At 63.8% G+C, this 13275-nt stretch carries 1 protein-coding gene; it reads left to right on the top strand.

From position 1 onward, the window contains the following. The first annotated feature begins 239 nt into the window (after positions 1-239). Positions 240-13238, top strand: a complete 12999-nt coding sequence (locus ACM6HV_RS23075) for a non-ribosomal peptide synthetase (RefSeq protein ID WP_414905377.1) — start codon at positions 240-242, stop codon at positions 13236-13238. The last annotated feature ends 37 nt before the right edge of the window (positions 13239-13275 follow it).

Below are 13275 nucleotides of genomic sequence, written 5' to 3'. Positions count from 1 at the left end.
CGAATCGAGAACTGCGACACACCGCCACACCCCGGCCCCCGTTGGCGATCCTGCCCGCTGACTAATTATTTGCAGACGCCATCCGTTCTCATTGGTGAATGGCTTCGGGGGTACAGCCCCGGCCAGACAGCATTCCGCAAGCCTTGCGCGGTCGGCACAGACCACGCCCTGCACGCCCTCGACCGGCGTGACGCAGCACCTCGATTCCACTAGCAAGCCGAATTCAGGCAGGAAACCTCATGACCGACGCGTTCGAACTCCCCAGCACTCTGGTCCAAGCCCTCCAGCGCCGTGCGGCACACACGCCGGAGCGCCTGGCCCTGCGCTTTCTCGCCGAAACCGAGGAGCAAGGCGTGGTGCTCAGTTACCGCGAACTGGATCAACGCGCGCGCACCATTGCTGCCGCATTGCAGGCCCAGGCTGAGTTCGGTGATCGCGCGGTGCTGCTGTTCCCCAGCGGCGCGGATTACGTCGCGGCGTTTTTCGGTTGCCTGTACGCCGGGGTGATCGCGGTGCCGGCCTATCCGCCGGAGTCCGCCCGTCGTCATCATCAGGAACGCCTGCTGTCGATCATTGCCGATGCCGAACCGCGTTTGCTGCTGACCAGCGCCGACCTGCGTGATGCCTTGCAACACATCGAAGGCGCGCCGCCGTTGCTGTGCGTCGATACGCTCGACAACACGCTGGCCGAGAACTGGGTTGAGCCGACCCTGCCGCAGGACCACATCGCCTTTCTGCAATACACCTCCGGTTCTACCGCGTTGCCCAAAGGCGTGCAGGTCAGCCACGGCAATCTGGTGGCCAACGAGCTGCTGATTCGCCACGGTTTCGGCATCGACGTGAACCCCGACGACGTGATCGTCAGCTGGCTGCCGCTGTACCACGACATGGGCCTGATCGGCGGATTACTGCAGCCGATTTTCAGCGGCGTGCCGTGCATCCTGATGTCGCCGGCGTACTTCCTCGGTCGCCCGTTGCGCTGGCTTGAAGCGATCAGCCAATACGGCGGCACCATCAGCGGCGGGCCGGATTTCGCCTATCGCTTGTGCAGCGAGCGGGTCAGCGAATCGGCGCTGGAACGACTCGACCTGAGCCGCTGGCGCGTGGCCTATTCCGGTTCCGAACCGATCCGTCTCGATACCCTCGAGCGCTTCGCCGAGAAGTTCACCCCGTGCGGCTTCAGCGAAGACAGCTTCATGGCGTCCTATGGTTTGGCCGAAGCGACCCTGTTCGTTGCCGGCACACCGCGTGGCACCGGTATTCCTGCGTTACGCGTGGACGATCAAGCGCTGGCGCAAAATCGTGCCGAGTCGGGCGACGGCAGCGCGATCATGAGTTGTGGCATCAGCCAGCCTGAGCACGCGGTGCTGATCGTCGATCCGGGCAGCCTGCAAGAACTCAATGACAATGCGGTCGGCGAAGTCTGGGCCGCCGGCCCGAGCATCGCCCACGGCTACTGGCGCAATCCCGAGGCCAGCGCCAAGACCTTTGTCCAGCACGCCGGGCAGACCTGGCTGCGCACTGGCGATCTGGGCTTCATCCGCGAGGGTGAACTGTTCATCACCGGGCGCCTGAAAGACATGCTGATCGTGCGCGGTCACAACCTCTATCCGCAGGACATCGAGCAAACCGTCGAGCGTGAAGTGGAAGTGGTGCGCAAAGGTCGCGTCGCGGCATTCGCGGTCAATCAGGACGGTGAAGAAGGCATTGGCATCGCGGCGGAAATCAGCCGCAGCGTGCAAAAAATCCTGCCGCCCGAAGCGCTGATCAAAGCCATTCGCCAAGCGGTGGCCGAGGCCTGTCAGGAAGCGCCGAGCGTGGTGGTGCTGCTCAACCCAGGCGCGCTGCCGAAGACGTCCAGCGGCAAGCTGCAACGCTCGGCGTGCCGCACACGTCTGGCCGATGGCAGCCTCGACAGCTACGCGATGTTCCCGTCCGCCGAGGTGCAAAATACCGAATCGACCCTGGCGGCTTCCGAGCTGGAAGCCCTGATCGGCAAGCTCTGGGCCGAGCAACTCAATCTCAAACAGGTCAACGCCGACGACCACTTCTTCCTGCTCGGCGGCAACTCGATTGCAGCAACTCAAGTGATCGCCAAGGTGCGCGAAGAACTGGGCCTGGAGCTGAACCTGCGTCTGCTGTTCGAGGCGCCGACCCTGTCCGCGTTCGCCGCCGCCGTGGCGCAACAGCAACAGGACGGCGGCAGCGCCCAAGGCGAAATCACCCCGTTGTCGCGCACTGAAGCACTGCCGCAATCGCTGGCGCAAAACCGTCTGTGGATCACCTGGCAACTCGATCCGCACAGCAGCGCCTACAACATTCCCGGCGCCCTGCGTCTGCGTGGCGAGCTGGATGAAGATGCGTTGCGCGCCAGCTTCCAGCAACTGATCGAACGCCACGAATCGCTGCGCACGCGCTTTTTCGAACGTGACGGTGTGGCGCTGCAACAGGTCGAGGCGGCGCCTGAATTCAATCTGCAACTGATTGACCTCAGCGACTTGCCAGTGCACGAGCGTGAAGCCCGCGCGCAACAGATCCGCGAAGACGAAGCACGCACACAATTCGATCTGGAAAAAGGCCCGCTGCTGTGGGTGACGCTGGTACGCCTCGACGACGAAGATCACCAGTTGCTGGTGACGTTGCACCACATCATCGCCGACGGCTGGTCGCTGAACGTGCTGATCGATGAATTCTCGCGCCTGTACGCCGCGACCTCCCAAGGTCAGCGCGCCGAACTCGCGCCGCTGCCCACCCACTACGCCGACTACGGCAGCTGGCAGCGCGAATGGCTGGCGCAAGGCGAGGGCGAGCGGCAACTGGCGTACTGGAAAGCCCAACTGGGCAACGACCATCCGGTGCTGGAACTGGCCACCGATCACCCGCGCTCGGCCAGACAATTGCACAGCGCCGCGCGCCACAGCGTGCGCCTCGGTGTCAGCCTCAGCGATGCGATCAAGCAGACTGCGCAGGCGCATCAATCGACGCCATTCATGCTGTTGCTCTCGGCGTTCCAGAGCCTGTTGCACCGCTACAGCGGTCAACGCGATATCCGCATCGGCATCCCCAATGCCAACCGTCCGCGCCTGGAAACCCAGGGCCTGATCGGCTTCTTCATCAACACCCAGGTACTGCGTGCCGAGGTTGATTCACGACTGTCGTTTGGCGAGTTGCTGGCGCAGACCCGCGAGGCTGCGCTGGGTGCGCAGGCCCATCAGGATCTGCCGTTCGAACAACTGCTCGAAGCGTTCCCGCAGGCTCGCGAACAGGGACTGTTTCAGGTCATGTTCAACCACCAGCAACGCGACCTGAGTGCGCTCAAGCGTCTGCCGGGTCTGCTCGCCGAAGAACTGCCGTGGCACAGCCGCGAAGCCAAGTTCGACCTGCAACTGCACAGCGAAGAGGATCGCAACGGGCGCCTGACCTTGTCCTTCGACTACGCCGATGAATTGTTTGAGGCGGCGACCATCGAGCGTCTGGCCGAACACTTCAGCAACCTGCTGCGCAGTGTGTGCGAACACCCGCAACAGGCGATCGGCGACCTGCAACTGCTGACGCCGTGCGAGCACGAACAGCAACAAGCATGGAGCATCGCCCCCTGCACCCCGGCGCAACACTGGCTGCCGGAACTGCTCGACGAACAGGCGCGGCAGACCCCGGAACGCACCGCTTTGGTGTGGGACGGTGGCAGTCTCGATTTCGCCGAATTGCACGCCCAGGCCAACCGTCTCGCGCACTACCTGCGCGACAAAGGTGTGGGTCCGGATGTGTGCGTGGCAATCGCTGCCGAGCGTTCGCCGCAACTGCTGATCGGCCTGCTGGCGATCATCAAGGCTGGTGGCGCTTATGTGCCGCTGGACCCGGATTACCCGGCCGAACGTCTGGCCTACATGCTCAGCGACAGCGGCGTCGAACTGTTGTTGACCCAGACTGCCTTGCTCGAACGTCTGCCGGCCAGTGACGGTGTCAGCGTGATCGCCATGGACGCGTTGCACCTGGAAAACTGGCCGAGTCAGGCACCGGGTCTGCACCTGCACGGTGACAACCTCGCCTACGTGATTTACACCTCCGGTTCCACCGGGCAACCGAAAGGCGTCGGCAACACCCACGCCGCATTGGCCGAACGGCTGCAGTGGATGCAGAACAGCTATCGCCTGAACGACAGCGACGTGCTGATGCAAAAGGCGCCGATCAGTTTCGACGTATCGGTGTGGGAATGCTTCTGGCCGCTGATCACTGGTGCGCGCCTGCTGATCGCCGCCCCCGGTGAACACCGCGAACCGCATCGTATCGCGCAGCTTGTTCAAGAATATGGCGTGACCACGCTGCACTTCGTACCGCCGCTGCTTTCGCTGTTCATCGACGAACCGCTGAGCGCCGAATGCACCAGCCTGCGTCGGCTGTTCTCCGGCGGTGAAGCGTTGCCGGCGGAACTGCGCAACCGCGTACTGGCGCAACTGCCGGCGGTGCAACTGCACAACCGTTACGGCCCGACCGAAACCGCGATCAACGTCACCCATTGGCACTGCACCAGCGCCGATGGCGAACGCTCGCCGATTGGCCGGCCGCTGGGCAACGTGATCTGTCGCGTGCTCGACGCCGAGCTCAATCCTGTGCCGGCCGGTGTACCGGGTGAACTGTGCATCAGCGGCATCGGTCTGGCCCGGGGTTACCTCGGTCGTCCGGCGCTGACGGCCGAGCGCTTTGTGGTCGACCCGTTGGGCGAGCAGGGTGCACGCCTGTACCGCACCGGTGACCGTGCACGCTGGACCTCGGACGGCGTGATCGAATACCTCGGGCGTCTCGATCAGCAGGTCAAACTGCGTGGTTTCCGCGTTGAACCGGAAGAAATCGAAGCGCGCCTGCTGGCGCAAAACGACGTCGCCCAGGCCGTGGTGCTGGTGCGCGAAACCGCGGCCGGCGCGCAATTGATCGGCTACTTCACCGCTGTCGACGCCAGCGAAGATCAGGACGCACAGATCGCCCGCCTGAAAACCGCGCTGGCCGCCGAGCTGCCGGAATACATGGTCCCGGCGCAACTGATGCGTCTGGACGCAATGCCCCTGAGCCCGAGCGGCAAACTTGACCGTCGCGCCTTGCCTGAGCCGCAGTGGCAAGTGCGTGAGCACGTCGAACCGGCCACCGAGCTGGAACAACAGATCGCCGCGATCTGGCGTGAAGTGCTGGGTCTGCCACGGATCGGTCTGCGCGACGATTTCTTCGCCCTTGGCGGGCACTCGTTGCTGGCCACACAAATCATCTCGCGCAGCCGTCAGGCCTGTGACGTCGAGTTGCCGCTGCGCGCCTTGTTCGAACACAGCGAACTCGGTGATTTCGCCGAACAGATCCGCCTGATCCAGGCCAGCGGCCAGACCAACCAACAGCCGCCGATTGCCAAAGTCGATCGCCGCCAAGCGGTGCCGTTGTCGTACTCGCAACAGCGCATGTGGTTTCTCTGGCAGATGGAGCCGGACAGCCCGGCGTACAACGTCGGCGGCATGGCGCGCCTGCGCGGCGTGTTGCACGTCGAGCATTTCGAGGCCGCGTTGCAGGCGTTGATCCTGCGCCACGAAACCTTGCGCACCACGTTCCCGGGCGTCGATGGCGTGGCCCGTCAGCAGGTGCATGCCGAGACCGGCGTGCGCATGGGCTGGAAAGATTTCTCGAAACTGCCGGCTGACCAGCGTGAGCAGCAGGTCCAGCAACTGGCCGATGACGAAGCGCATCTGCCGTTCGACCTGGAAAGCGGCCCGCTGCTGCGCGCCTGTCTGGTGAAGACCGCCGAGCATGAGCATTACTTTGTCCTGACCCTGCACCACATCGTCACCGAAGGCTGGGCAATGGACATTTTTGCTCGCGAGCTCAGCGCGCTGTACGAAGCCTTCGTCGATGACCGCGACTCGCCGCTGGAAGCGTTGCCGGTGCAGTACCTCGATTACAGCGTCTGGCAGCGGCAGTGGCTGGAGTCCGGTGAACGTCAGCGCCAACTCGACTACTGGACCGCACAACTCGGTCGCGAACATCCGCTGCTGGAACTGCCCGGCGACCGTCCGCGTCCGCCGGTGCAAAGCCATCAGGGTGAACTGTTCCGTTTTGATCTCAGCGATGATCTCGCCGCCCGCGTCCGAGCGTTCAATGCGCAAAACGGTCTGACCCTGTTCATGACCATGACCGCCGCGCTCGCCACCTTGCTCTACCGCTACAGCGGCCAGACCGACCTGCGCATCGGCGCGCCGGTGGCCAACCGGATCCGCCCGGAAAGCGAAGGGCTGATCGGCGCATTCCTCAACACTCAGGTGCTGCGTTGCCAGCTCGATGGGCAGATGTCGGTGGGTGAGTTGTTCGAGCAAGTGCGCCACACCGTGATCGAGGGCCAGTCGCATCAGGACCTGCCGTTCGATCATCTGGTCGAAGCGCTGCAACCGCCACGCAGTGCGGCGTACAACCCGCTGTTCCAGGTGATGTGCAACGTGCAGCGCTGGGAGTTCCAGCAGAGCCGGATGCTCGCCGGGATGACCGTCGAGTACCTGGCCAACGATGCGCGGGCGACCAAGTTCGACCTCAACCTGGAAGTCACCGACCTCGACCATCGCCTCGGTTGCTGCCTGACCTACAGCACCGACCTGTTCGACGAACCGACCATCGCACGCATGGCCCAGCATTGGCGCAACCTGCTGGAAGCGCTGATCGCCGATCCGCAACAGCGCTTGAGCCAGTTGCCGCTGCTCGACCGGACTGAACAACAGCAATTGCTCGACAGCCTCGGCGTTGAACCGGGCGAGCGTCGTCTCGATCAGTGCATCCATCATCTGTTCGCCGAGCAGGCGCTGGCGCGCAAAGATGCCCCGGCCCTGACCTTCGCCGGGCAGACCTTGAGCTACGCCGAACTCGACGCTCGCGCCAATCGCCTGGCCTGGGCCCTGCGCGAGCGTGGGGTCGGCCCGCAGGTGCGGGTCGGTCTGGCGCTGGAGCGCTCGCTGGAAATGGTCGTCGGCCTGCTGGCGATTCTCAAGGCCGGTGGCGCTTATGTGCCGCTGGACCCGGAATATCCGCTCGATCGCCTGCACTACATGATCGAAGACAGCCGCATCGGTCTGCTGCTCAGCGACCGGGCGATGTTCAACGCCCTTGGCGATTTGCCGTCGAGCGTGGCGCGCTGGTGCCTGGAAGATGACAGCGCGGCGCTGGCGGATTACCCGGCCAGCGAGCTGCCATTCATCAGCCTGCCGCAGCATCAGGCCTATCTGATTTACACCTCGGGTTCGACCGGCCAGCCGAAAGGCGTGGTGGTGTCCCACGGCGAAATCGCCATGCATTGCCAGGCGGTGATCGAGCGTTTCGGCATGCGTCCGGACGACTGCGAACTGCACTTCTATTCAATCAACTTCGACGCCGCCACTGAGCGCTTGCTGGTGCCGTTGCTCAGTGGCGCGCAGGTGGTGTTGCGGGCGCAAGGGCAGTGGGACGCGGAGGAGATCTGCGACTTGATCCGCACTCATCGGATCAATGTGCTCGGCTTCACCCCGAGCTACGGCAGTCAGCTGGCGCAATTCCTCGCCACACAGAATGAAACCCTGCCGGTGCGGATGATCATCACCGGCGGTGAAGCGCTGACCGGCGAACACCTGCAACGGATTCGCGCTGCGTTCAAGCCGAGCTTGTTCTTCAACGCCTATGGCCCGACCGAAACCGTGGTCATGCCCCTCGCCAGTCTGGCGCCAGAGGTCTTGGAAGAGGGCGTCGGCAGCGTGCCGATCGGCAGCGTGATAGGTGACCGCGTGGCGTACATTCTCGATGTCGATCTGGCGTTGGTGCCGCAAGGCGCGACCGGTGAATTGTTCGTCGGCGGCGCCGGTCTGGCGCAGGGTTATCACGACCGTCCAGGCATCAGCGCCGAGCGTTTCGTGGCTGACCCGTTTGCTGCCGATGGCGGGCGCATGTACCGCACCGGCGATCTGGTGCGCCAGCGTGCCGATGGGCTGGTGGAATATCTGGGGCGGATCGACCACCAGGTGAAAATCCGTGGTTTCCGCATTGAGCTGGGCGAAATCGAAACCCGTCTGCTCGATCACCACTCGATCCGCGAAGCGGTGGTGCTGGCGCTGGATGCGCCGAGCGGCAAACAACTGGTGGGCTACCTCGTCACCGATGTCGCCGAACAAAGTGAAACCCACCAGGCCGAACTGCGCGAAGCACTGAAGTCACACCTCAAGGCGCAACTGCCGGATTACATGGTGCCGACACACCTGATCCTGCTGGCGAGCATGCCGCTGACCGCCAACGGCAAACTCGACCGCCGCGCCTTGCCGGCGCCGGATCCCGAGCTGAACCGTCAGCACTACGTCGCCCCGAGCAATGAGTTGGAGCAGACCCTGGCGGTGGTCTGGTGCGAGGTGCTCAACGTCAAACAGGTCGGTCTCAACGACAACTTCTTTGAGCTCGGTGGCGACTCGATCCTGTCGATTCAGGTGGTCAGCCGGGCGCGGCAGCAAGGCATTCATTTCAGCCCGCGGGATCTGTTCCAGCATCAGACGGTGCAGACCCTCGCCGCAGTCGCCAGCCGCAGCGAGCAAGTCACTGCCGAGCAGGGACTGGTGCTCGGTGAGTCGGCCATGACGCCGATTCAGCACTGGTTCTTCGACACTGATATTCCTGAGCGTCAGCACTGGAACCAGGCGCTGCTGCTGGAGCCGAGCGTGGCACTGGAACCGCATCGTCTGGAACAGGCGCTGCTGGCGGTGATCGAGCAGCACGACGCCTTGCGTCTGCGTTTCACCCAGGTCAACGATCAGTGGCAGGCCACGCATCAACCGGTGTCCGCCGCCGAGGTGTTGTGGCAGGTGCGGGTGGCGGCGATGGACAAGTGCGCAGCGCTGTTTGCCGATGCCCAGCGCAGTCTCGATCTGCAAAATGGCCCGCTGCTGCGCGCCTTGCTGGTGGACGGGCCCGAAGGTCAGCAACGCCTGTTCGTGGCGATCCATCACCTGGTGGTCGACGGTGTGTCGTGGCGCGTGCTGCTTGACGATCTGCAAACCGTGTATCGCCAGCTCGACGCCGAACAGTCGGTACAACTGCCGGCGAAAACCAGTGCCTTCAAGGATTGGGCAGCACGTTTGCAGGCCTATGCCGGCAGCGAATCGTTGCGTGAAGAACTGAACTGGTGGCAAACCCAACTGGCCGGGCCGAACGCCGAGCTGCCGTGCGAAAACCCGCAGGGCGGACAGCAGAATCGTCACGCGCAAACCGTCAGCGTGCGCCTCTGTACCGAGCGTACCCAACAACTACTGCAACAGGCGCCGCGCGCCTACCGCACGCAAGTCAACGATCTGCTGCTGACCGCGCTGGCCCGCGTGCTGTGCCGCTGGAGCGGGCAGCCGTCGGCATTGATCCAACTGGAAGGCCACGGCCGCGAAACCCTGTTCGACGAGATCGACCTGACTCGCACCGTCGGTTGGTTCACCAGCGCCTATCCGTTGCGCCTGACCCCGCACAACATCGAAGAGGCCGCCGGGCAGGGCGCTTCGATCAAGGCGATCAAGGAGCAACTGCGCGCCGTGCCGCACAAAGGCCTCGGTTATGGCGTGCTGCTTTATCTGGCCGATGACCTCAGCCAGCGCAGCATGGCGGCGTTGCCGAACGCACCGGTGACCTTCAACTACCTCGGTCAGTTCGACCAGAGTTTCGCCAGCGATGCGCTGTTCCGTCCGCTGGATGAGCCGGTCGGTGCAGCCCACGATCCGCAGGCGCCGCTGCCCAACGAGCTGAGCATCGACAGTCAGGTGTATGGCGGTGAACTGTTGCTGCGCTGGACTTTCAGCGCCGAACGTTATGACGCGCAGACCATCAATGACCTGGCCGACGCTTACCTCGGCGAGCTGCAAAGCCTGATCGAACATTGCCTGCAGGACGAAGCCGGCGGCCTGACACCGTCGGACTTCCCGCTGGCGAAACTGACCCAGGCGCAACTCGATGCCCTGCCGGTGCCAGCCGCGCACATCGAAGATGTCTACCCGCTGACGCCGATGCAGGAAGGCATGTTGCTGCACACCTTGCTCGAACCGGGCACCGGTCTGTACTACATGCAGGATCGCTACCGCATCAACAGCGAGCTCGATCCCGAGCGTTTCGCCCAGGCCTGGCAAGCGGTGGTCGCCCGTCATGAAGCGTTGCGTGCATCGTTCTGCTGGAACGTCGGCGAAGACATGCTGCAAGTGATCCACACGCCGGGGCGCACGCCGATCGAGTACCTGGACTGGAGCGCCATCGCCGAGGACGAGCAAGAACCGAAGCTGCAAGCGCTGCTGAAAAGCGAGCGCGAGGCCGGGTTCGATCTGCTCAATCAGGCACCGTTCCACCTGCGCCTGATCAAGGTCGGCGCGGCACGCTACTGGTTCATGATGAGCAACCACCACATCCTGATCGATGCCTGGTGCCGTTCGCTGCTGATGAACGATTTCTTCGAGATCTACACCGCCCTCGGTGAGGGTCGCGAAGCGCAGTTGTCGCTGCCACCGCGTTACCGCGACTACATCGGCTGGCTGCAACGCCAGAGCCTGGCCGAGGCGCGCCAGTGGTGGCAGCAGAACCTGCGAGGGTTCGAGCGCACCACGCCGATCCCGAGCGACCGGCCGTTACTGCGTGAACATGCGGGTGAAAGCGGCGGCATGATCGTTGGTGACTGCTATACCCGTCTCAAGGTTGAAGATGGCATCCGGCTGCGCGAGCTGGCCCAGGCTCATCAACTGACCATCAACACCTTCGCTCAAGGGGCATGGGCTTTGGTATTGCGCCGCCTGAGCGGTGATCGCGACGTGCTGTTCGGCGTGACCGTGGCCGGGCGTCCGGTGGAAATGCCGGAGATGCAACGCACCGTCGGCCTGTTCATCAACAGCATCGCGCTGCGGGTGCAGATCCCGGCGGACGATCAGCGCGCCAGTGTGCGCCAGTGGTTGAGCGGGCTGCTCGACAGCAACATGCAACTGCGCGAGTACGAATACCTGCCGCTGGTGAACATTCAGGAACAGAGCGAACTGCCGAAAGGCCAGCCGCTGTTCGACAGCCTGTTCGTGTTCGAAAACGCCCCGGTGGAAGTCTCGGTGCTGGACCGTGCGCAGAGCCTCAACGCGACCTCGGATTCGGGCCGCACCCACACCAACTTCCCGCTGACGGCGGTGTGCTACCCGGGCGATGACCTCGGCCTGCACCTGTCTTACGACCAGCGTTACTTCGACGAGTCGACCATCGAACGCATGCTCGGCGAGTTCAAGCGTCTGTTGCTGGCGCTGGTCGATGGTTTCCATGGCGACATGGCCGACCTGCCGCTGGTGGGGTTTGATGAGCAGGAATTCCTGCTGCACGGCTGCAACCAGAGCGCCCACGATTATCCGCTGGAGCAGAGCTACGTGGCGCTGTTCGAAGCGCAGGTCGCGCAACATCCGCAACGCATTGCCGCCAGTTGCCTCGATCAGCAACTGAGCTATGCCGAGCTGAACCAGAACGCCAACCGCCTCGGCCATGCACTGGCCGCCGCCGGGGTGCGGTTGGATCAACCGGTAGCGTTGCTGGCCGAACGTAATCTCGATCTGCTGGGGATGATCATCGGCAGCTTCAAGGCCGGTGCCGGTTACCTGCCGCTGGATCCGGGCCTGCCGAGCCAGCGTCTGCAACGCATCATCGAACTGAGCCGCACGCCCGTGCTGGTGTGCAGCGACGCCTGCCGCGAACAGGCGCAGACTTTGCTCGATGAGTTCAGCTGCGCCAACCGTCCACGGCTGTTGGTCTGGGAAGACGTGCAGGCGCTGGCGACATCGCTTCAGAACCCGGGAATCTACAGTGGCCCGGACAACCTGGCCTACGTGATCTACACCTCGGGTTCGACCGGGTTGCCGAAAGGCGTGATGGTCGAGCAGCGCGGCATGCTCAACAACCAGTTGAGCAAGGTGCCATACCTGCAACTGACCGACGCCGACGTGATCGCGCAGACCGCTTCGCAAAGCTTCGACATTTCGGTCTGGCAGTTCCTCGCCGCGCCGCTGTTCGGGGCGCGGGTGGACATTGTGCCGAACACTATCGCTCACGATCCGCAGGGGTTGCTGATGCATGTGCAGGCGCAGGGCATCACCGTGCTGGAGAGCGTGCCGTCGCTGATTCAGGGCATGCTCGCCTCGGATCGCCTGAGCCTCGACGGTCTGCGCTGGATGCTGCCGACCGGTGAAGCGATGCCGCCGGAACTGGCGCACCAATGGCTGCTGCGTTATCCGGACATCGGTCTGGTCAACGCTTACGGCCCGGCGGAATGCTCCGATGACGTGGCGTTCTTCCGTGTGGACATGGCCTCGACTCGCGGCAGCTATTTGCCGATCGGTACGCCGACCGACAACAACTTGCTGTACCTGGTCGATGGCGCGCTTGAACTGGTGCCGCTGGGCGCGGTGGGTGAGTTGTGCGTGGCCGGGACCGGCGTCGGTCGCGGTTACGTCAGCGATCCGTTGCGCACCGCGCCGGTGTTTGTGCCTAACCCGTTCGGCGCGCCGGGCGAGCGTCTGTATCGCACCGGAGACCTCGCGCGGCGGCGCAGTGACGGGGTGCTGGAGTACGTCGGCCGGGTTGACCATCAGGTGAAGATTCGCGGTTACCGCATCGAACTGGGTGAAATCGAAGCGCGTCTGCACGAACAACCGGAAGTCCGCGATGCGGCGATCGGCGTGCAGGACGGCGTGAATGGCAAGCACTTGGTCGGCTATCTGGTCGCGGCGGATTCGGCGCTCAACCCGAGCGAACGTCTGGAGCGGATCAAGCAGCGCCTGCGCAGCGAATTGCCGGAGTACATGGTGCCGCTGCACTGGTTGTGGCTCGATCAGCTGCCGCACAACGCCAACGGCAAACTCGACCGCAAGGCCTTGCCGGCGCTCGAGATCGGCCAGTTGCAAAGCCAGGATTACCTGGCCCCGCGCAACGAGCTGGAGCAGACCCTGGCCGACATCTGGGGCGAAGTGCTCAAGGTCGACAAGGTCGGGGTGCGCGACAACTTCTTCGAGCTGGGCGGTCATTCATTGCTGGCCACGCAGATCGCCTCGCGCGTGCAGAAAACCCTGCAACGCGATGTGCCGCTGCGGGCGATGTTCGAGTGCAGCACGGTGCAGGCACTGGCCGAGTACATCGAGGGGCTGGCGGCTGGTGACATGACCGAGGACAAGGTGGATCGCTTGAATGATCTGATGGCGGAGCTGGAAGGCTTGTAATCTCCGGTGTCTGTACCGGCCCCTTCGCGAGCAGGCT

The sequence above is a fragment of the Pseudomonas sp. IT-P260 genome, from assembly GCF_949768395.1.
Lineage (GTDB): Bacteria > Pseudomonadota > Gammaproteobacteria > Pseudomonadales > Pseudomonadaceae > Aquipseudomonas > Aquipseudomonas parakoreensis.
Note: the sequence above shows the minus strand (reverse complement) of the source record. Positions and strands in the feature narration are given on the sequence as shown.

Coding starts and splice junctions, on each gene's coding strand:
- ACM6HV_RS23075 (WP_414905377.1), top strand. CDS start 240: ATGACCGACGCGTTCGAACTCCCCAGCACTCTGGTCCAAGCCCTCCAG.